Annotated in this window: 19 protein-coding genes; 6 read left to right on the forward strand and 13 right to left on the reverse strand. The window is 65.9% G+C overall.

Going from position 1 to position 19,109, the window contains the following annotated elements:
- Positions 1-62 precede the first annotated feature (62 nt).
- Positions 63-1,748 (reverse strand): aspartate-alanine antiporter, encoded by a 1,686-nt coding sequence (gene aspT / locus U5768_RS12420; RefSeq protein WP_322030692.1) that lies wholly within the window; start codon positions 1,746-1,748, stop codon positions 63-65.
- A 115-nt stretch (positions 1,749-1,863) separates the two neighbouring features.
- Entirely contained in the window at positions 1,864-3,546 is a 1,683-nt protein-coding gene (aspT, locus tag U5768_RS12425; RefSeq protein WP_322030693.1) for an aspartate-alanine antiporter, read from the reverse strand.
- Between the two features lie 581 nt (positions 3,547-4,127).
- Between aspT (U5768_RS12425) and U5768_RS12430 the strand changes: the two genes are divergently transcribed.
- Positions 4,128-5,108 carry a LysR family transcriptional regulator gene (locus U5768_RS12430; RefSeq protein ID WP_322030694.1) on the forward strand — a complete coding sequence of 327 codons (981 nt, stop codon included), beginning with the start codon at positions 4,128-4,130 and terminating at the stop codon, positions 5,106-5,108.
- A 70-nt stretch (positions 5,109-5,178) separates the two neighbouring features.
- Here the strand turns inward: U5768_RS12430 and U5768_RS12435 are convergent, their stop codons facing one another.
- Positions 5,179-5,709, reverse strand: coding sequence for a plasmid fertility inhibition factor family protein (locus U5768_RS12435; protein WP_322030695.1), 531 nt, complete (start codon positions 5,707-5,709; stop codon positions 5,179-5,181).
- Between the two features lie 117 nt (positions 5,710-5,826).
- Here U5768_RS12435 and U5768_RS12440 point away from each other — a divergent pair, with 117 nt between their 5' ends.
- The 3 genes from U5768_RS12440 to U5768_RS12450 all read left to right on the forward strand — a co-directional run bounded on the left by U5768_RS12440 (position 5,827) and on the right by U5768_RS12450 (position 9,189).
- The gene (locus tag U5768_RS12440) at positions 5,827-6,648 is read left to right on the forward strand and encodes a crotonase/enoyl-CoA hydratase family protein (protein WP_322030696.1); all 822 of its coding nucleotides are present in this window, start codon (positions 5,827-5,829) and stop codon (positions 6,646-6,648) included.
- 136 nt (positions 6,649-6,784) lie between these two features.
- Positions 6,785-7,969 (forward strand): MFS transporter, encoded by a 1,185-nt coding sequence (locus tag U5768_RS12445; protein WP_322030697.1) that lies wholly within the window; start codon positions 6,785-6,787, stop codon positions 7,967-7,969.
- A 62-nt stretch (positions 7,970-8,031) separates the two neighbouring features.
- A complete protein-coding gene (locus U5768_RS12450; RefSeq protein WP_322030698.1) occupies positions 8,032-9,189 on the forward strand; it encodes an MFS transporter in 1,158 nt (385 codons plus the stop codon).
- 75 nt (positions 9,190-9,264) lie between these two features.
- Here the strand turns inward: U5768_RS12450 and fahA are convergent, their stop codons facing one another.
- The gene (fahA, locus tag U5768_RS12455; RefSeq protein ID WP_322030699.1) at positions 9,265-10,578 is read right to left on the reverse strand and encodes a fumarylacetoacetase; all 1,314 of its coding nucleotides are present in this window, start codon (positions 10,576-10,578) and stop codon (positions 9,265-9,267) included.
- Positions 10,575-11,924 (reverse strand): homogentisate 1,2-dioxygenase, encoded by a 1,350-nt coding sequence (gene hmgA / locus U5768_RS12460; RefSeq protein WP_322030700.1) that lies wholly within the window; start codon positions 11,922-11,924, stop codon positions 10,575-10,577. The genes fahA and hmgA overlap by 4 nt, the downstream gene beginning before the upstream one ends.
- 242 nt (positions 11,925-12,166) lie before the next feature.
- On the opposite strand from hmgA, the gene U5768_RS12465 reads away from it, so the two are divergent.
- Positions 12,167-12,994, forward strand: a complete 828-nt coding sequence (locus U5768_RS12465) for an EAL domain-containing protein (RefSeq protein ID WP_322030701.1) — start codon at positions 12,167-12,169, stop codon at positions 12,992-12,994.
- A 60-nt stretch (positions 12,995-13,054) separates the two neighbouring features.
- Here the strand turns inward: U5768_RS12465 and murB are convergent, their stop codons facing one another.
- Positions 13,055-14,110, reverse strand: a complete 1,056-nt coding sequence (murB, locus tag U5768_RS12470) for a UDP-N-acetylmuramate dehydrogenase (protein WP_322030702.1) — start codon at positions 14,108-14,110, stop codon at positions 13,055-13,057.
- A 226-nt stretch (positions 14,111-14,336) separates the two neighbouring features.
- Between murB and U5768_RS12475 the strand changes: the two genes are divergently transcribed.
- On the forward strand, positions 14,337-14,822 hold the full coding sequence (locus U5768_RS12475) for a YajQ family cyclic di-GMP-binding protein (RefSeq protein WP_322030703.1): 486 nt from the start codon (positions 14,337-14,339) through the stop codon (positions 14,820-14,822).
- 128 nt (positions 14,823-14,950) lie between these two features.
- Here the strand turns inward: U5768_RS12475 and U5768_RS12480 are convergent, their stop codons facing one another.
- The 7 genes from U5768_RS12480 to xerD form a co-directional block, all read right to left on the reverse strand.
- Positions 14,951-15,439 carry an SRPBCC family protein gene (locus U5768_RS12480; RefSeq protein WP_322030704.1) on the reverse strand — a complete coding sequence of 163 codons (489 nt, stop codon included), beginning with the start codon at positions 15,437-15,439 and terminating at the stop codon, positions 14,951-14,953.
- Positions 15,432-15,755, reverse strand: coding sequence for a helix-turn-helix domain-containing protein (locus U5768_RS12485; protein ID WP_322030705.1), 324 nt, complete (start codon positions 15,753-15,755; stop codon positions 15,432-15,434). The genes U5768_RS12480 and U5768_RS12485 overlap by 8 nt, the downstream gene beginning before the upstream one ends.
- A 62-nt stretch (positions 15,756-15,817) precedes the next feature.
- Positions 15,818-16,291 carry a DUF2442 domain-containing protein gene (locus U5768_RS12490; protein ID WP_322030706.1) on the reverse strand — a complete coding sequence of 158 codons (474 nt, stop codon included), beginning with the start codon at positions 16,289-16,291 and terminating at the stop codon, positions 15,818-15,820.
- On the reverse strand, positions 16,278-16,526 hold the full coding sequence (locus U5768_RS12495) for a DUF4160 domain-containing protein (protein WP_322030707.1): 249 nt from the start codon (positions 16,524-16,526) through the stop codon (positions 16,278-16,280). The genes U5768_RS12490 and U5768_RS12495 overlap by 14 nt, the downstream gene beginning before the upstream one ends.
- A 247-nt stretch (positions 16,527-16,773) precedes the next feature.
- Complete coding sequence (gene plsY, locus U5768_RS12500; RefSeq protein ID WP_322030708.1) at positions 16,774-17,394, reverse strand: glycerol-3-phosphate 1-O-acyltransferase PlsY; 621 nt, start codon at positions 17,392-17,394, stop codon at positions 16,774-16,776.
- A gap of 198 nt (positions 17,395-17,592) precedes the next feature.
- Positions 17,593-18,084, reverse strand: coding sequence for a Cys-tRNA(Pro) deacylase (gene ybaK / locus U5768_RS12505; RefSeq protein WP_322030709.1), 492 nt, complete (start codon positions 18,082-18,084; stop codon positions 17,593-17,595).
- A gap of 43 nt (positions 18,085-18,127) precedes the next feature.
- On the reverse strand, positions 18,128-19,108 hold the full coding sequence (gene xerD / locus U5768_RS12510) for a site-specific tyrosine recombinase XerD (RefSeq protein WP_415913889.1): 981 nt from the start codon (positions 19,106-19,108) through the stop codon (positions 18,128-18,130).
- Position 19,109: the final 1 nt, after the last annotated feature.

Here is a 19,109-nt window from a genome sequence, read left to right on the forward strand (position 1 = left end):
TGGAAGACGTTGCGTGTGCCGCGCGCTTGTCGCTTCCTCGCGCGGCGCACATGGGGTTCATGTCATGCAAGACCGACCACGAGCGGCCCGAGCAGCGTGAGCAGCACGTTCGCGATCGCGTAGGTGATGGCGAACGGCACGGTCGGCACCGCGCTTTCCGCCTTGTCGAGAATGCCGCCGAAAGCCGGGTTCGCGCTGCGAGAGCCGGAGAGCGCGCCCGCGAGGATGGCGGCGTTGTTGTACTTGAGCACGTAGCGGCCAAACAGCATGGTGAGGATGAGCGGTACGATCGTCACCACCACGCCGAGCAGGAAAATGGTGAGGCCGCTCTGCTTGATCGTCACGACGGCCTGCAGGCCCGAGTTCAGCCCCACCACCGCCACGAACGCCGCCAGCCCGAAGTCCTTGAGCAGTTGCGAAGCGGCAGGCGGCATGACGCCGTACATCGGATGCTTGCCGCGCATCCAGCCGAACACAAGACCCGCGAGCAGGCAGCCGCCGCCGGAACCGAGCGTGAGCGGAATGCCGGCCACGTTCACGACGACGAGACCCACCAGCAAGCCGAGCACGAGGCCCACGCCCATGTAGATGAAGTCGGTCTTGTTGCTGTACGCGAGTTCATAACCGGCGGCCTGCACGGCGCGCTTCGTGTCGGTGGCCGTGCCGTAGACCGTCACCACGTCGCCGTGCTCGAGCTTCGTTTCGGGCAGCAGCGGCACGGGCTGGCCCACGCGCTCGATCTTCTCGATGTACACGCCATGACGCAGATCGCGGTCCACGTTCTTGCGCACCTCGGCAATCGTCGTGTGATTCATGCCTTTTTTCGTGAAGACGAGCTGGCGCGTTTGCATCACGAGGCTCATGCCGCCCGAGTCTGGCACTTCCGGCCCGATCAGCGCGCCCACTTCGACCATCTGCTCGCGGCGGCCCACTACCAGCACGATGTCGTCGCGGCTCAGCACGAAGTCGGGCGTGGCGTCGAGCATTTTCCCCGCGCGGCGAATTTTCTCCACCGCGACGAAGTCGCTCTCGGCCAGTTCGATCTGCTTGACGGTCTTGCCCGCCGCATTCTCGACACGGAACACGCGGCCGAACAACTCGGGCAGCGCCGTGATCTGGCCGGGCCCCGTGACGGGGGTGCCGCCCGACATCTCGCGCTCGGCGTCCGCCGATGCGTCCTTGAGGCTGCGGCCCATGAACTTCGGCAGGATGTTCACGCAGACGATGATCGCGCCGAGCGAGCCGAACACGTAGGTCACGGCATAGCCGATGGCGACGTCGGCCTGCATGGCCTTCACCTGGTCGGGCGGAAGTCCCAGACGCGCGATGGCGTCGCCGGCCGTGCCGATGATGGCCGACTGCGTCATGCCGCCCGCGGCGAGGCCGGCCGCGAGGCCCTTGTTGAGGTGAAAGAGCCTCGCGCAGATGAGCACGGTGGCGAGACCCGCCAGCGCCATGAACACCGCCATGGCGATTTCGCGCAACGTCTTGCGGTTGAGCGAGTTGAAGAAGCCCGGGCCCGAGTCGTAACCCACGGCGTAGATGAAGACGGCGAACATCACCGACTTCACGCCGTTGTCGACCGTCACGCCCACCTGACTCACCACGACAGCCGCGAGCAGCGAGCCGCCTACGCCGCCTAGCTGGAACTTGCCGAAGTTGATCTGGCCGATCCAGTAGCCAATGGCCAGGGAGAGAAATAGGGCGATTTCCGGGGATTTGTGAAAGATGTCATGTAGCCATTCCATCGTGTCCTCGCTTTGGGAAAGAACCGTCCGTTGCTGCCGGGATGGCCGGGAAGCTCGAATCAACGCCGGCCAGATCCAGCAAGAAACGCCAGCCAAAAATCATCAGCTTGACCAATCAACCGAACTTCGCCGCGAGCCCGACCACCACCGGGCCCATGAGCGGCAAGAGGATGTTCGACAGCGCATACGTGATCGTGTAGCCGATCACCGGAGTCGAGTTGCCGGCTACGCCGACGAGCGCACTGATTGCCGGCGTGCTGCACTGCTGGCCTGCAATCGCGCCGAGCAGCATCGGCGCTTCGAGCTTGAGGAACATGTGCCCGATCCAGAGTGAGAGGAGCCCGGGAATGAGCACCATCAGAATGCCGGCGAACGGCAGCGCGAGACCGTACTCGCGCACGAGCTTGATGGCGTCCGGGCCCGCGGAAAGCCCCACGGCCGCGATGAAGGTGGCAAGACCGAAGTCCTTGAGCACCTGCGCGGCGGCCGAGGGCAGCGAGCCCACCACCGGGAAATGCGAACGCAGCCAGCCGAAGAAAAGGCCCGAGAGCAGGCAGCCGCCGCCCGTGCCGAGCGCGAGCGTGATGCCGCCCATCGTCACGCCGAAGCGCCCGATCATCATGCCGACCAGCACGCCCAGGCCCAGATAGACGAAGTCGGTTTTCTGGGTCTGCTGGATCACGTAGCCAAGGCGCTTCGCGCCGCGCGCGACGTCGCTGGGCGTGCCGACCAGCGTGAGCACGTCGCCGCGATGCACGACCGTGCCGGGCAGCGCGGGCACCGTGGTGTCGAGCCGCGTGATCGCGCCCACATAGATGCCGCGGCCCGCTTCCGGCGAGGCGCGCTCGCGCATTTGCGCAAGCGTGAGGCCGTTGACGTCGCGCTGCGTGATCATCACGTCCACGCGTTTGGCGAGCAGCTTGAACAAGCCCTCGCCCGGCATCTCCTCGCCGAGGCTGCGCGCGGCCTCGATCACGGCTTCGCGGCGCCCGGCGACGAGCACGATGTCGCCCGCCTGCAGCACGGTCTGCGCGGCGGCGTCGAGCTGGCGTCCGTCGCGCAGCACGTGCTCGATCGTGACGTTGTTGCCGAAGCGTGCCTCGAAGCCGGCGACGGCGGCCCCGGCCGCGGGCCCCACCTTGAACGCGCGGCCCACGAGCGGCGGCAGCGCAAGCCGCTGCCCTTCGTCGAGCGCGCCGTCGCCGCCTAGCTTGCGATACAGGCGCGCGGCCTCATCGCGCAGATTCACGCGCAGGATGAGCGGTGCAATCTGGCTCGTGAAGAGCACGATGGTGATGAGGCCGAAGAGGTAGCTCACGCTGTACGCGGTCACGATGTGCGCCTGCAGCGCGCTCACCTGGGCGTCGGCGAGACCAAGCCGCGTGATCGCCTCGGAAGCCGTGCCGATTACGGCCGATTCGGTGGCCGCGCCCGCAAGCAGGCCCGCCGCCGTGCCCGCATCGAGCTTCATCACGACGACCGCGATCATGATGAGCGCCATGACCGAAACGATCTCGACGATCGACAGGAGACCGTAGCGCCAGCCGCGCCCGACGTTCGCGAAAAATTGCGGACCGCCCGTGAAGCCGAGCGCGAAGATGAAGAGCGCAAAGGCGATGTTCTTGAGGTCGGCCGAGATGCGCGCGCCGGTTTGGCCGAGCACGAGCGCGACGATCAGCGTGCCGCACACGCCTCCGAGCGAGATGGGCCCGAAGCGGATGGAACCAATCAGATAACCGAGCGCGAGGCTCACGAACAGGGCAATCTCGGGTTGCGACTTCAGCAATTCGACGATCATATCTGCTCTGCCGATTTACGTTTTAGTTAGCCCGAAAGCTTGCTCGAAAAACGCGTGGTAATGCACATTAAATAACATGCAATGGAAATTGCCGGCCGCAATTCCCCCATTTGCAACAATTCTTTCACACAACAAAAGAATCAATGCGCGCTTATTGCCGGCTGGTGAATTACGACGAATTCACGGAATCTAATGATCTACAATTCACCATGCGCAAAGATGCATCCGTTATGAATCTGACATAGCCGCCACGGGCTCGCCGCCTGCATGAAACGCCCAGAAAATCTATCCGCAATGCACAAAAATCACATGATGCAAAAATCGCGCAATGCATTCCTCATTCATTGATTCCATTCGAACTATTGGAACTAATGAACCTTTTACAAGTGTGAAATGCTGGTGCGTGTTGAGATAGATATTGTAATTCTCCGGGACTGTCAATATTATTTTTGTTAGTTTGCCGCGCCCGTCCATTCGAGGTATTTCGCACGGAACAACGCGACTCACCGCTTCGGTCCCCCGCTTCGCAGCAGTCGCAGCGCCCCTCAACCGGTCCATGCACCGAGCATACGAGGCTACACATGAATCAGATCCACGCCATGCGCGTCTTCGTCAGGGTTGCGGAAACCGAGAGCTTTCGTCGCGCCGCGCAGCAGCTCGACGTCTCCAACGCGCTCGTCACGCGCTCCGTCGCGATGCTCGAGGCGCACCTGAACACACGCCTCATCAATCGCACCACGCGCAATCTCGCGCTGACCGAGGCGGGCCTGCGTTATCTGGAAGGCTGCCGTTGCGTGCTCGAAGAACTCGATCATCTGGAGCGCTCGCTCGCGCACACGGAAAGCGAGCCGAGCGGCACGCTGCGCGTCGTGGCCGCGGGCGCGCTCTCGCTCGCCACGCTCACGCCGCTCATCGACGGCTACCGGCGTCTGTATCCGCGCGTGAACGTGCGGCTCACGCTCGCCGAGCGGCCCGTGGATCTCGTGGAAGACGGCTTCGACGTGGGCATTGTCGGCGCCACGCCCGCGCGCAACGGCGAGTGCGTGGCGCGCGCGCTCGGCACCACGACGTTCGTGCCGTGCGCGGCGCCCGCATGGCTCGCCGAACACGGCGAGCCGCATACGCCCGAGCAGCTCGCGCAGTGCGCGGCGGTCGCGCTGCCTCCCGAGGAGCGCAGCGCGACGTGGCAGTTCGCGAAGGCCGGCGAGCGGGCGAGGCAGGTCACGCTGCAGCCAGGCTACGCCGTCAACAACATGCTGATGGTGCGGCTCGCGGCGCTGGCCGGCATGGGCGTGGCGGTCGTGCCAGCGCCGCTCGTGGCCGACGACTTCAGCGCGGGCACCTTGCGGCGGCTTTTGCCCGACTACGATATCGACGACCCGGAAGCGCGCATGTCCATCGTCTATCCGAGCCGCCAGTATCTGCCCGCGAAGACGCGCCGCTTCGTCGACTACACCGTCCAGCATTTCGAACACGCGCACAACGCAACAGGCGCGACGAACCCCGCATCGTTGTCGGCGAATTCTCCTGACACGCCGGCGCGCCCGCTGAGCGTGGCATAAACAAACAACGAAGCGCACCGCGTTGGTGCGCCCGTTGTTTGTGAACATGCGCGTCGCGCGCAGTGGTGCATCAGCGCCTGGGCGAATGGCCGTCGACGGGAACCAGCAAATCCAGGTCGCCCGCGCCGCAGAGTTCGCGCAGCAAGGCCGCTTCGCGCTCGTGCACTTCCACAGGCAGCCACGAGGCCCCCGCCCACGCGAGATAGCGCGCGCGGTGCTGGCCGTTGCGAAACGCCACCACGCCCTCGTGCGCGAGTCTGAACCAGCCGGCCAGTCCCGCCACGCGTCGCCTGCTGATCGTCACGTAGGGCATCTGCGGCACACGCTCGTTGCCGGGGTCGAGAAATTCGCGAATGCCGCGCACCTTGCCGCTATGCCAGTCGTCCACGGGCTTGAGCACGTAATCGGTATCGTCGCGGTCCGCGCAGAGCAGCAGCTTGTGCAGATCGACGATCACGACGACATGGCGCGTGCCGTCGGTCGTGAAGACGCGCTTGAAACGCACGTGGTCGTACGCGTCGTGCTCGGGCAACGGGACGCTCCAGAAGGGTCCACAAGCGGGATACGGCGAGGAATCCGGAACGGAGGTGATGCTGGACATGGACGTCGATTGCATGCGTGCGAGAGATAGCGTGGCTCGGGCAATTAAACCGGCTTAAGCTACGGATGGACCATGAAATTTTTATGACGAATGCGGGGCGCATCGAGGATGGAGCCTATGACCATCGAAACCTTCGGCGAACACGTCCGCATCGAAACGCAAAATCGTGTAGCAATTCTCGTGCTAGATCGTCCCGCGCGGCGCAACGCCATCGACCGGCCCGTAGCGAATGCGCTCGCCGCCGCCTTTACGCGCTTCGAAGAAAATCCCGCATGGCTCGCGGGCGTGCTGTACGGCGCGGGCGGCACGTTCTGCGCGGGCGCCGACCTCGCCGCGCTCGCCGACCCCGCACGCCGCAACGAGATTCACGCGGACGGCAGCGGCCCCGGCCCGCTCGGCCCCACGCGCATGTCGCTCAGCAAGCCCGTGATCGCCGCGATTGCGGGCCATGCCGTTGCGGGCGGCCTCGAACTCGCGCTGATGTGCGACCTGCGCGTGGTCGAGGAAGACGCCGTGCTCGGCGTGTTCTGCCGCCGCGTGGGCGTGCCGCTCATCGACGGCGGCACGGTGCGTCTGCCACGCCTGATCGGCCTTTCGCGCGCGCTCGATCTGATCCTCACGGGCCGCACCGTCGATGCGCAGGAAGCCCTCGCGTTCGGTCTCGCCAATCGCGTGGTCGCGAAGGGCTGCGCGCGCGAGGCCGCCGGGCAGCTCGCCGCGCAACTCGCGGCGTTTCCGCAAGCCGCGTTGCTCGCGGACCGCCGCTCCGCGCTCGAACACAGCATGCTGCCCGACATGGCCGAGGCGCTGCGCCGCGAAGGCGCGTGCGGCTATCGCGCGGTGCTCGAAGAAGGGCTCGCGCTCGCGGCGCGCTTCGCGGCGGGCGCGGGCCGCCATGGCGAACCGCTCGACGAACCGCCCACGCGCCCGGCGCCCTGACGCCCCTGTTGTTTTCCCCCACAGTGTTGAAATGCGCAACGTATGCGGTGTGTCCGGTTTCAGTACAATTCCGCGTCGACTTAAATAAATCGGCTTCGTGCTCGAGCGCGTCGCCGGACTGCGCCGAATCCACGCCATGCCCCTTCCCCTCCTCGCTCTTGCCGTTGCCGCCTTTGGCATCGGCACCACCGAATTCGTCATCATGGGCCTCTTGCCCGACGTCGCGCGCGACCTGAGCGTGTCGATCCCGGCGGCGGGCATGCTCGTCTCGGCCTACGCGCTCGGCGTGACGATCGGCGCGCCCATCGTCGCCATCGCCGTTGCCAACGTGCCGCGCAAGCAGGCGCTCATGCGCCTGATCGGCATCTTCATCGTCGGCAACCTGTTGTGCGCGCTCGCCCCGAACTACGCGATCCTGATGGCCGCGCGCATCGTCACCGCGTTCTGCCATGGCGCTTTTTTCGGCATCGGCTCGGTGGTCGCCGCCGGCCTCGTCGCGCCGAACCGCCGCGCCCAGGCCATCGCGCTCATGTTCACCGGCCTCACGCTCGCCAACGTGCTGGGCGTGCCGCTCGGCACGGCGCTCGGTCAGATCGCCGGCTGGCGCACGACGTTCTGGGCAGTGACGGCCATCGGCATTCTCGCGGCGGCGGCGCTGCAGGTGTGCCTGCCCGCGAAGATCGAAATGCAGAAGGCGAGCCTCGTGCATGAGTTCGGCGTCCTGAAGAACCCGCAGGTGCTCATGGTGCTCGGCATGAGCGTGCTGGCATCGGCTAGCCTCTTCGCGGTGTTCACCTACATCACGCCGATTCTCGAAGACGTCACCGGTTTCTCGCCGCATGAAGTGACGTTCGTGCTGCTGCTGTTCGGCCTTGGCCTCACGGTGGGCAGTACGCTGGGCGGCAAGCTCGCCGACTGGAAGCTCATGCGCTCGCTGCTCACGTTCCTCGCGATGATCGCCGTGGTGCTCGCGGTGTTCTCTGCGACGATGCACGACCCGATCGCGGCCATGGCGACGATCTTCGTGTGGGGCATTCTCGCGTTCGCGATCGTGCCGCCGCTGCAGATGCTGATCGTCAACCGCGCGAGCGACGCGCCCAACCTCGCCTCCACGCTCAACCAGGGCGCGTTCAATCTCGGCAACGCGGGTGGCGCGTGGATCGGGGGCGTGGCGATCAGCGCGGGCGCGCCGCTCACGGCGCTGCCCTGGGTGGGCGTGGCCACCGCGTTCGCGGCGCTCGCGCTCACGCTGGTTTCGGCGCAGATCGACCGGCGCGCGCGCCGCCGCGTGGCGGTTTCCGGGCCGGCTTCCTGCGCTTGATAAACCGCTAACAGGGCATGGGACTGCCTGCTCGAGGCAGCGCCGTAGTAGCATCTCGCCCGATGAAAACCGTCCTCACCCGCGACTTTCTCGCGCTGATCCTGAGCGTGGCCGTGGTTGGCCTCGGCTCCGGCGCGACGCTCCCGCTCACCGCCCTCGCCCTCACCGACGCCGGCTACGGCACCGCCATCGTCGGCCTGCTCACGGCCGCCCAGGCGCTGGGCGGCCTCGCCGTCGTGCCGTTCACGGCATGGATCTCCACACGCTTCGGCTCGCGCCAGGTGATCGTCGGCTCGGTGCTGAGCGTGGCCGCCGCGACCGCGCTGATGCAGGCGAGCGACAACCTGTGGCTGTGGGCCGTGCTGCGCATGCTCTGCGGCGCCGCGCTCATGCTGCTCTTCACGATCGGCGAAGCGTGGGTCAACGAACTCGCCGACGACTCTAACCGTGGCCGCGTGATCGGCATCTACGCCACCACGTTCACGCTGTTCCAGATGTCGGGCCCCGTGCTCGTGAGCCAGATCGCCGGCTACACGGCATGGCGCTTCGCGATCTGCGGCGCGATCTTTCTCATCGCGCTGCCGATGCTCGCAGCGATCCGCACGAGTCCGCAGCAAACCGACATGCACGAGCCGCACGGAAGCTGGCGCCACGTGATGCCGAAAATGCCCGCGCTCATCATCGCCACGGGGTTTTTCGCATTGTTCGACACGCTCGCGCTCTCGCTGCTGCCGCTCTTCGCGATGGGGCATGGCATCAGCAGCGAAGTGGCCGTGCTGTTCGCCTCGGTCGTGCTGCTCGGCGACACGATCATGCAGTTCCCCATCGGCTGGCTTGCCGACCGGCTTGGCCGCGAGCGCGTGCATGCGCTCATGGGCGTGATCGTCGCCGTGCTGCTGCCGCTGCTGCCCTTCGTCGTCGATACGCCGTGGCTGCGCTGGCCGCTTCTCTTCGTGCTGGGCGCGGCGGCGGGTTCCATCTATACGCTGGCGATCGTCGCGTGCGGCGAGCGTTTCGAGGGCGTCGCGCTCGTTTCCGCGAGCGCTCTCGTCAGCGCTGCGTGGAGCGCGGCAAGCTTCGGCGGCCCGATCGTCACCGGCGCGCTGATGGAGCACGCGGGCCGCGACGCGATGCTGTGGGTGCTGTTCGCGGGCGCGCTCGTGTTTCTCGGCGCGCTGCGCTGGGAGCGTTCGCGAGGTTTGGCGCAAGCTCGCGCATAGCGGCTTCGCAAACGAATGACGGCCGATACGCCTTCAAGGCGCATCGGCCGTTTTGCTTGTCAGACTACCAGGCGGTTACTTCAGCGCAGGCAGAATCTTGCCGACGCACGCGCCAAAGCCCACGCGATAACCGTCGCCCTGGCACCAGCCCGCGAGCGTGAGCTCGTCGCCGTCTTCGATGAAGCCGCGCGTGCCGCCGCCCTTCAGTTCGAGCGGATGCTTCGCGTTCCACGTGAGTTCGAGCAGACTGCCGAACGAGTCCGGCGTCGGGCCCGAGATCGTGCCCGAACCCATCAGGTCGCCCACGCGGGTGTTGCAGCCCGCCACGGTATGATGCGCGAGCTGCTGCGCCATCGACCAGTACATGTGGCGGAAATTCGTGCGCGCGATGGTCGTCGCTTCTTGAGCGCCCTCGGGGCGCATCAGCACTTCGAGCGAAATATCGAACGCATGATCGCCTTCGTGGCGCAGGTATTCGAGCGGCTGCGGCTCCTGCGCCGGCTGCGCGACGCGAAACGGCTCCAGCGCGTCGAGCGTAACGACCCACGGGGAGATCGTGGAAGCGAAGGTCTTCGCGTTGAACGGCCCGAGCGGCACGTATTCCCATTGCTGGATGTCGCGCGCGCTCCAGTCGTTGAGCAGCACCATGCCGAAGATATGGTCCTCGGCGTCCTCGCACGCGATCGGCTCGCCGAGCGCATTGCCGCGCCCGATGATGAAACCCGTTTCCAGCTCGATATCGAGCTTGCGGCACGCGCCGAACACCGGACGCTCCTGGTCCGGCAGCTTCAACTGGCCGTTCGGGCGGCGCACCGGCGTGCCGCTCACCACCACCGACGAAGCGCGGCCGTTATAGCCGATCGGCATTTCGGACCAGTTCGGCAGCAGCGCATTCTTCGGATCCCGAAACATCGAGCCGACGTTCGTCGCGTGTTCCTTCGACGAGTAGAAGTCGGTGTAGCCTGGAATCTGCACGGGCAGATGCAGCTTTGCATCGCCGAGCTTCACGAACGCGCGCTGGCGCAATGCCGCGTCGTCGCGCAGCGTGGCCGTTTCCCGCGCGAGCAGCGACGAAAGCTGCACGCGCACGCTGCGCCACGTATCGCGGCCGAGCGCGATGAAGTCGTTCAACGCCGCACGCGCAAAGACGTCCTGCTGCGCGCTCGCGGGCAAACGCAGCAGCCCCGTCTCGTGCAGCACAGCGAGGTCGGCCACGAGGTCGCCGATCGCCACGCCCACGCGGGCTTGCGCATTACCTGCATCGGAGAACACGCCGAACGGCAGGTTCTGGATCGGGAAGTCGCACTGGGCGTCGTTCGCGCTCTCGACCCAGCTCTTGCGCGTGGGATCGAGCGTCGCCTTGAGTTCGTCCGTGATGGTGCTGATCATTGCTGCTCCGGATTGAAGTGTTTCGTGAGCCCTTGCCAGCACTCGTAGTAATGCGCCTGCAACTGGCTCGTTTCGAGCGCATAACGCGTCGGGCGAATCAGCGTGCGGGTCTCGAACATGAAGGCCATCGTGTCGCCGACCTTGTGCGGTTTCGTCGTGTCGGCGTTCGAGGCTTTCTCGAAGGTCTCGGCATCAGGCCCGTGACCCGACATGCAGTTGTGCAGGCTCGCGCCGCCGGGCACGAAGCCTTCGGCCTTGGCGTCGTACACGCCGTGCACGAGGCCCATGAACTCGCTCGCCACGTTGCGGTGATACCAGGGCGGCCGGAACGTGTTTTCGGCGGCGAGCCAGCGCGGCGGGAAGATCACGAAGTCGATCGCGTCGACGCCCGGCGTATCCGTGGGCGACTGCAGCACGAGGAAGATCGACGGATCGGGATGGTCGTAGCTGATCGAGCCGATGGTGTTGAAGCGGCGCAGGTCGTACTTGTAGGGCGCGTAGTTGCCGTGCCACGCCACCACGTCGAGCGGCGAGTGGCCGATGTCGGCGCGCCAGAGCTGGCCGTTCAGTTTCGTGACGAGTTCGAAATCGCCTTCGCGGTCTTCATAGGCGGCGACGGGCGTCAGGAAATCGCGCGGATTCGCGAGGCCGTTCGAGCCGATCACACCCAGATCCGGCAGACGCAACAGCGCGCCGAAGTTCTCGCAGATATAGCCGCGTGCTTCGCCATCGGGCAGATCGACAGTGAAGCGCACGCCGCGCGGGATCACCGCGATCTCGAACGGCTCGACGTCGAGGCGGCCCATCTCCGTGCGGATGGCGAGGCGCCCTTGCTGCGCGACGATCAGCAGTTCGCCATCGGTGTTGTAGAAGAAGCGGTCAACCATCGGCCGGTTCGCGGCGTAGAGGTGGATCGCGCAGCCGCTCATCGAAGCGGCCGAGCCGTTGCCCGCCATCGTCACCCAGCCGTCGATGAAATCCGTGGGCTCGGCGGGCATGGGCAGCGCGTCCCAGCGTAGCTGGTTGGGCGGCGTGGGCGGCACACCCCCGAAATCGGCGACAAGGCGCGGCGCGCCGCTCACGGCGAGGCGCGAGGCGACCGGCTCAAACGGCTGATGCACGGCGCCCGGGCGGATCCGGTAGAACCACGTGCGGCGGTTGTGCGAGCGCGGCGCGGTGAACGCGGTGCCCGAAAGCTGCTCGGCGTACAGGCCATAGGCGCAGCGCTGCGGCGAGTTCCGGCCTTCGGGCAGCGCGCCCGCGAGCGCCTCGGTCGCGAATTCGTTGGCGAAGCCGCTCATGTAGCCACGCTGGACTTCCGTTGGGTGCCGCAAAGGTGCGTTCATTGCTGTCTCCACGTTCTCGGAACGTGACATAAGGTCACGCGATTTACGGATGGTAAAACGAATTACGTTTAGTGAAATCAAGCGTAAACCCTGGCACGCTGCAGGTGGCCTCCAGAACCGGGACAAGCTGCCGATAACGATATGACCAAACAGTCCATCAAGCGCGGCTGCGGGCTGCTACCATCGGGTCATACGACCCCGTCGTGGGCTCGCGCTCTTCACCCGCTTCCCGCTACATCGCCATGATCGCTCCCACCATTCCCGAGCTTGTTGCCCGCGCCGCCGAACATCCGTTTCTCGGCGAGCATCTGGCGATGGGCGCAGGCGCGCACGCCAACGAGGCCGTGGCGCGGCGGCGCGGCGTGGAGCTATTGAGCGCCTATGAGCCGATTTACGACATCAGCGTGCACAGCGGCGCCCAGTCGCTCACCGCCGACCTCGCGATGGCTTCGCGCTTCGGCGACGAACTCGGCTACCAGGCGGTCACGCTGCGCGAGCAGAACGGCGTGCTCGCGCCTTGCGACCCGTTCAGCGACACGCTCGACGACCCCGACCTCGTCGCGGTCGATCGCATGGTGCGCGCGCTGCACGCCATCAATTTTCTGGGCGGCCAGCAGCACGGGCTGCTCTTTCTGCGCGTGCACGAGCGGTTGCTGAAGAGCGTGAAGTACGACCATGGACGCCATTTCTCGAACGTGCTGGTGTCGTTCGGGCTCAACCCCGGGCGCATCGTGATCGAGCTGCCGCCGGCCGCGGTCGCGCACCGTACGTTCCTCGGCTATCTCACGAAGAGCTATCAGCGGTATGGGTTCAAGGTGGCGGGCAATCTGCCCAATGCCGGGCAGATTCTCTCGGTGTCGGACATCCCCCGGCCCGACTTCGTGAAGATGGATGCTGCGTCCGCGCTGCGCGATTCGATGGTGAAGCCGCTCGTGAGCTACGCGGCGCGGCTGCGCATTCCGCTCATTTTCAACCGCGTGACCGATGCGGCGCAGTTCGAGCAGTTGCAGCAGTACGATGTGCGCTTCGTGCAAGGGCCGGTGTTCGCGGCCCAGGACAAGGTGGTTTGAGGGCGATGCAGGCGTGGAGGCGCGTTCTGGGCTCGTTTGGGCCTCGTGTGGGCCTTGGCCTTACAGGCTGACGGGTTCCTGCTCCAGCGTCACGCCGAAGCGCGCGAGCACATCGCGCTGGATCGCTTGCGCGAGTTCGAGAATGTCCGCGCCGGTCGCGCCGCCCCGATTGACCAGGACGAGCGCCTGACGCTCATGCACCGCCGCCGCGCGCAGCGCCCGGCCTTTCCAGCCGCACCGGTCGATCATCCAGCCGGCCGCGAGCTTCACGCGTCCATCGGCCTGCTGATACGAAACGATCTGCGGTTCGCGCACGACGAGCGCCTCGAACTGCTGGACTTCGATCACGGGATTCTTGAAGAAACTACCCGCATTGCCGAGTTCGAGCGGATCAGGCAGCTTCGCGCGCCGCACCGCGACCACGGCGTCGAACACGGCGCGCGCATGCGGCGCGCGGCCCGCGTGGTGCTGCGCCAGTTCGCGCGCCAGATCGGCATAGCCCGCGTTGGGCTGCCACACCTTCGGCAGGCGGAACGTGACCGAGGTAATGACGAAGCGGTCGCGCCCTTCGCGCTTGAAAAAGCTGTCGCGATAGCCGAAGCGGCAGGCGGCCGCGTCGAATTCCACGGCTTTTCCCGACGCCATTTCGATGGCGCGCACCGCGACGCAGCGCTCGGCCATCTCCAGTCCGTAGGCGCCGATGTTCTGAATGGGCGCCGCGCCCACCGTGCCCGGAATCAGCGCCAGATTCTCGAGGCCCGGCATACCGGCTTCGAGCGTCCAGGCCACGAAATCGTGCCAGTTCTCGCCCGCGGCCGCTTCCACATACCAGGCGTCGCCGTCCTCGCGGGCCACGCGCTTGCCCGCCAGCGCCATGAGCAGGACGAGACCGTCGAAGTCGCGCGTAAGCACGACGTTGCTGCCGCCGCCCAGCACGAGTGTGCGTAAGCCCTGGGCGCGCGGATCGCGCACGGCGGCGGCGAGATCGGCCTCGCTTTCGATCCGGCACGCGTAGCGAGCGCGCACGTCGAAGCCGAACGTGTTGTGCGCGCGCAGCGCAAAGCCGGCGGCAAACCATACGGAAGACGTAGCGACGGGCGTTTGGACGGCGGGCATGGGGGAAGAACAGAACACGGACAGCGGACGGAAAAAGGCCGGAAAGCGCCGGAAAGCAGTGCCTGGCGGCGGCAAACCGCCTTGGGCAAACGCAACGACGCCGGTAGAATGACGTCGGTCCGTGATTATAGCGAGTGCGCGAACCGCTGCCTGAAAATGCGGCAGCGAGACGCGGGCGCGTAGTTTGCACCGCCGTTTGCGCACCTCGTACTTTTTGGAGAAAGCAATGCCATCGTTTGACGTCGTCAGCGAAGCCAACATGATCGAAGTTAAGAACGCCGTCGAGCAATCCAACAAGGAGATCTCCACGCGCTTCGACTTCAAGGGCTCGGATTCGCGTGTCGAGCAAAAAGAGCGCGAGCTGACCGCGTTCGCCGACGACGACTTCAAGCTCGGCCAGGTGAAGGATGTGCTGGTCTCCAAAATGGCCAAGCGCAAAGTGGACGTGCGCTTTCTCGACTACGGCAAGATCGAGAAGATCGGCGGCGACAAGGTCAAGCAGGTCATCACCGTGAAAAAGGGCGTGTCGGGCGACCTCGCGAAGAAGATCGTCAGGCTCGTGAAGGACAGCAAGATCAAGGTCCAGGCGAGCATTCAGGGCGACGCCGTGCGCGTGACGGGCGCCAAGCGCGACGACCTGCAAAGCGTGATCGCCATGCTGCGCAAAGACGTGACCGACACACCGCTCGACTTCAACAACTTCCGCGACTGAAGCGGCTCAAAGCCGCTCACGCGGCAACGCTAAAGCGCTCACGCGGCAAGTCCATCGCAGCGCGGGGCGGCTCGGGCCGCCCCGTTTCGTTTCACGCGCTCCCGATTTTTTCTCGCCCGGTTTCTCGCTCAGTCCGCCGTCACCACGGCCGGCATGAGCACCTCGCCGGTTTCCAGCAGCGTCTTGAGATTCGAGAGAATGCGCGGCCAGCCGCCCGATACTTTCTCGATGAAAATCGACCCCGGCCGCGCCATGGTGTGCGTAATCGTGAGCTTCACCGCGTGCTCGACAGCCTCGATGTCGATCGTGCATTGCGAATCGCCCTCGGCATTCAGTTCGGCCAGGAACATGTTGCGCCAGCGCAGGACGAGCCGGCGCGGGGGATCGGATTCGACCACGGCGCCCGAGTCGGCGATACGGCCATCGCCAAAGCGCAGCGACCAGGGCGAGCCCGGTTGCCAGTCGCATTCGTGATGCATGCCGAACCAGTAGCGCTGCGTGAACTCGCGGCTCGTGAGCGCCGTCCACAACGCTTGCGGCGTGGTGCGGATGAACGTGACGTAGACGAACGTCGAGTTGCCAGCGGCATTGCCCTGCGCGCGCGTTTCGCTACTCATGACTGTCTCCTTCGAGTGAGCGTTTGAGGTCGACGAGCGCGCCCACGCGCCCGTGCTCGAACTTGCCGATCCACCGGGCCGCAATCTCGCCGATGGGCACCGGGTTGATGAAATGCCGTTTCTCGCGCCCATGCCACTGCGTCGCGACGAGATTCGCCTCTTCCAGCACCGCGAGATGTTTCGTGACCGCCTGGCGCGACATGGCCAGCCCCTGGCACAAATCGGTCAGCGTTTGCCCGTTTTTCGCGTGGAGTCGGTCGAGCAGTTGACGGCGGCTCGCGTCCGCCAGCGCCCGGAATACGGCGTCGTCATTCATGTATCGATTATGCAACCAAATAGTTGCATGTCAAGCCGGAAAAACGGGGCCGCGACCAGGTATCAGGTGGTCGGGGCTGCTTGAGGGAACGCCTGGACGCCCGCTTCTTCGTCGCTCGCCTCGCGGGCGGCCTGCTTGCGAGGCCGGCCGCCCTTGCGCCCGTTCGCGCGCGCCGCGGCAGCCTTTGCCGGCGACGTGGACGAGCCCATCGCCCGCGCGAGTTCGCGCATCCATTCCTGCGTGCCGAACACGCCTTGCAGCAGGCCGGGCGCCCACAGCAAAAGATCGAGCCGCGGGAGGTAGAGCGACTGGCCGCCGCCCCAAATCTCGACCTCGGCCAGTTGCGCGGCCGTGGGCGCGCGCGCAAGGCTTTGCAGCTCCTGGATCAGCTCAACAGGCACGCCAATGGCCACGCCGCTGGCGAACTCGATGTCGAGCCGGGCGCGCGCACGGCTGTAGCGCGCGGATACGGCAACCGGACTTTGCGCGCCAGCCTCGCGCGCCGCGGCAATCTGCTTCTTGCTAATGGAAACCATGAATCCTCCACCACGCCATGCACAACACGTTGATTTCCGGCTCGAGCGCGCGTGCGAGGCGCGCAACCTGCTGTTCCGCGAGTTCGTACAGCTCGCGCAATTCGAGCGGACCTTCAGGGCAATTCAGCTTGAATACACACGATCCTTGCGGACTGGCGACATGAACATGGGCGGGACGATGATCGTGCGGGAAGATCGCCACGCGGTAACCAGCTACGCGATGAACAGTGGGCATGGTTCGGATAATAACCTAACGTTGGGTTTTAAATACCTCGATTCGAGGCGCGCACGCACGCCCTTTGTCTTATGACAAACTTTGGCGTCCGCGTGAAATCAGCTTACCGACGTGGCGTCTGGCGCAAAGTCATCCGTTAGGGATAAGCCGTTTCCGAAAGGCCGATGGCGGCCCGAATGGCAGCGCATGGCAGATTCAGGGCGAAAAAAAAGGCGCCGCAGCGCCGTTTCTCTTGCTTCGCGCCCACCTACTTGCTGGCGCCCGCAGCCTTCTTCTCGCCGATGCGGCTTTCCTTGCCCGCGATGAGCTTGGAAATGTTCGCGCGATGCCGCCAGAACAGCAGCACGCTCATGGCGAGGATAGCGAGCGCGACCACGCGCGGACCGAACATGAACACGTAGTAGAGCGGCGCGAACACGGCGGCTGCCAGCGCCGCGAGCGACGAGTAACGCGTGAAGAACGCGACGATGAGCCACGTGGCGAGCGTGGCGACGCCAAGGATCGGATTCACGGCGAGCAGCACACCGGCCGCCGTGGCGACGCCCTTGCCTCCCTGGAAGCGGAAGAACACGGGATAGAGGTGGCCGAGGAACACGGCGATCGCCGCGAGCGCGACGGCTGCATCGCCCAGACCGTAGCGCGGGCCGAAATGCGCGACGAGCCAGACGGCGAGCCATCCCTTGAACGCGTCGCCGATCAGCGTGAGGATCGCGGCCTTCTTGTTGCCGCTGCGCAGCACGTTGGTCGCGCCGGGATTGCCGGAGCCGTAGGAGCGCGGATCGTCGAGGCCCATGGAGGCGCTCACGATCACGGCGAACGAAACCGAGCCGACCAGATAGGCGAGAACGGCGACGAACAGGTTGTACATGCACGAAACCCGGAGGAAGTGGAACGATGCGCGCCGGGCCGACGTTGTGATCGTCTGCGCCCGGCAACGCGCGACGGCGCTCATTCTACCGAAGCGCGGGCGCGTACCGCCCGCACGAGCGGCACAACCGCGCGCAAACCAGGGTAAATCAGGGAGCCAACGGCAACCGGCCGCAAGGCGCGCAGCGACCGCCGCGCGTCACTCCACGCTCGCGCACTGCACCGGCTTCGCGTTCAGGAGCGCCGTGAGCACGGCGGGCGCCAGGCTCACAAGATAGCCGCGCCGGCCGCCGTTGAGCCAGATTTCGTCGAGTTCGAGTATGGTCGATTCGACGTACACAGGCATCGCTTTCTTCGTGCCGAACGGCGACGTGCCGCCCACCAGATAGCCCGAATGACGGTTCGCGACGTCGGGCTTGCAGGGCTCGATGCGCTTCGCCCCGATCTGTCGCGCGAGATTCTTCGTCGACACCTTGCGGTCGCCGTGCATGAGGACGATGAGCGGCTTCGCGTGCTCGTCCTCCATCACGAGCGTCTTGACGACGCGATGCTCGTCCACACCGAGCTGGCGCGCGGATTCTTCCGTGCCGCCATGCTCGACATACTCGTAGGGATGCTCGCCGAACGCGACGCCCGCGCGGCGCAGCATCTGCGTGGCGGGCGTTTCGGACACATGTTTCGTTTTGCTCATCGGCGCATTGTAATCGGAGGGCTCGCAACGAACCGCACCGCGCTCAGCCGCGCGGATGATGCTTTGCGTGCAACAGCCGCAGTCGCTCGCGCGCGACGTGCGTGTAGATCTGCGTGGTCGAAATGTCGCTGTGGCCGAGCAAAAGCTGCACGACGCGCAGGTCGGCGCCGTGATTGAGCAGGTGCGTCGCGAACGCATGGCGCATGGTGTGCGGCGAGAGCGGCGCATGCACGCCCGCCGCCGCCGCGTGGCGCTTGATGATGTGCCAGAACTGCTGGCGCGTCATGCCTTCGGCGCGCGCGGTCACGAAGAGCGCGTCGGCCGTGCGCGCGCCGAGCAGCGCGGGCCGCGCCTCGCGCAGGTAACGCTCGATCCACGCGTGCGCCTCCTCGCCGAACGGAATGAGGCGCTCCTTCGAGCCCTTGCCGAGCACGCGCACGACGCCTTCGTTCAAGCCCACCTCGACGGTCTTGAGCGTGACGAGTTCGGTCACGCGCAGGCCGCTCGCGTACATCAGCTCGAGCATCGTGCGATCGCGCAGGCCGAGCGGCGTTTGAACGTCGGGCGCGCCCAGCAGCGCCTCGACCTGCGCCTCGCTCAACGTGGACGGAAAGCGCGGCGCCTGCTTCGCCGAGCGGATGCGCACGGTCGGGTCCGAATGCACGTGCTGTTCGCGCAGCGCCCAGCCGTAATAGCGGCGAAACACCGAAAGGCGCCGGTTCGCCGAAGTGGATTTATCGTCCTTGCGGCGAGCGCTGTAGGCGAGCAAATCGTCTTCGTGGGTCGTGTCGAGCGCGTTGGAACGCTCGCGCGCGAGCCACTGCGCGAAGAGACGCAAATCGCGCCGATAGGCGTCGAGCGTATTGCGCGAAAGGCCGTGCTCCAGCCACATGGCGTCGCAAAACGTGTCGATGGCGGTGAGGCTCGAAGCGAGCGCTTCGGCCGCCGCGGGGTCGAGCGGCGGCTGCGTTTCGCCTGCGGCGTCGCTTGCGGCAAACGGCGGCGGATTCGTCGTCATCGTCATC

The organism is Paraburkholderia sp. J76, assembly GCF_905220295.1.
Classification (GTDB): Bacteria; Pseudomonadota; Gammaproteobacteria; order Burkholderiales; family Burkholderiaceae; genus Paraburkholderia.

Coding starts and splice junctions, on each gene's coding strand:
- aspT (WP_322030692.1), bottom strand. CDS start 1,748: ATGGAATGGCTACATGACATCTTTCACAAATCCCCGGAAATCGCCCTA.
- aspT (WP_322030693.1), bottom strand. CDS start 3,546: ATGATCGTCGAATTGCTGAAGTCGCAACCCGAGATTGCCCTGTTCGTG.
- U5768_RS12430 (WP_322030694.1), top strand. CDS start 4,128: ATGAATCAGATCCACGCCATGCGCGTCTTCGTCAGGGTTGCGGAAACC.
- U5768_RS12435 (WP_322030695.1), bottom strand. CDS start 5,709: ATGTCCAGCATCACCTCCGTTCCGGATTCCTCGCCGTATCCCGCTTGT.
- U5768_RS12440 (WP_322030696.1), top strand. CDS start 5,827: ATGACCATCGAAACCTTCGGCGAACACGTCCGCATCGAAACGCAAAAT.
- U5768_RS12445 (WP_322030697.1), top strand. CDS start 6,785: ATGCCCCTTCCCCTCCTCGCTCTTGCCGTTGCCGCCTTTGGCATCGGC.
- U5768_RS12450 (WP_322030698.1), top strand. CDS start 8,032: ATGAAAACCGTCCTCACCCGCGACTTTCTCGCGCTGATCCTGAGCGTG.
- fahA (WP_322030699.1), bottom strand. CDS start 10,578: ATGATCAGCACCATCACGGACGAACTCAAGGCGACGCTCGATCCCACG.
- hmgA (WP_322030700.1), bottom strand. CDS start 11,924: ATGAACGCACCTTTGCGGCACCCAACGGAAGTCCAGCGTGGCTACATG.
- U5768_RS12465 (WP_322030701.1), top strand. CDS start 12,167: ATGATCGCTCCCACCATTCCCGAGCTTGTTGCCCGCGCCGCCGAACAT.
- murB (WP_322030702.1), bottom strand. CDS start 14,110: ATGCCCGCCGTCCAAACGCCCGTCGCTACGTCTTCCGTATGGTTTGCC.
- U5768_RS12475 (WP_322030703.1), top strand. CDS start 14,337: ATGCCATCGTTTGACGTCGTCAGCGAAGCCAACATGATCGAAGTTAAG.
- U5768_RS12480 (WP_322030704.1), bottom strand. CDS start 15,439: ATGAGTAGCGAAACGCGCGCGCAGGGCAATGCCGCTGGCAACTCGACG.
- U5768_RS12485 (WP_322030705.1), bottom strand. CDS start 15,755: ATGAATGACGACGCCGTATTCCGGGCGCTGGCGGACGCGAGCCGCCGT.
- U5768_RS12490 (WP_322030706.1), bottom strand. CDS start 16,291: ATGGTTTCCATTAGCAAGAAGCAGATTGCCGCGGCGCGCGAGGCTGGC.
- U5768_RS12495 (WP_322030707.1), bottom strand. CDS start 16,526: ATGCCCACTGTTCATCGCGTAGCTGGTTACCGCGTGGCGATCTTCCCG.
- plsY (WP_322030708.1), bottom strand. CDS start 17,394: ATGTACAACCTGTTCGTCGCCGTTCTCGCCTATCTGGTCGGCTCGGTT.
- ybaK (WP_322030709.1), bottom strand. CDS start 18,084: ATGAGCAAAACGAAACATGTGTCCGAAACGCCCGCCACGCAGATGCTG.
- xerD (WP_415913889.1), bottom strand. CDS start 19,108: ATGACGATGACGACGAATCCGCCGCCGTTTGCCGCAAGCGACGCCGCA.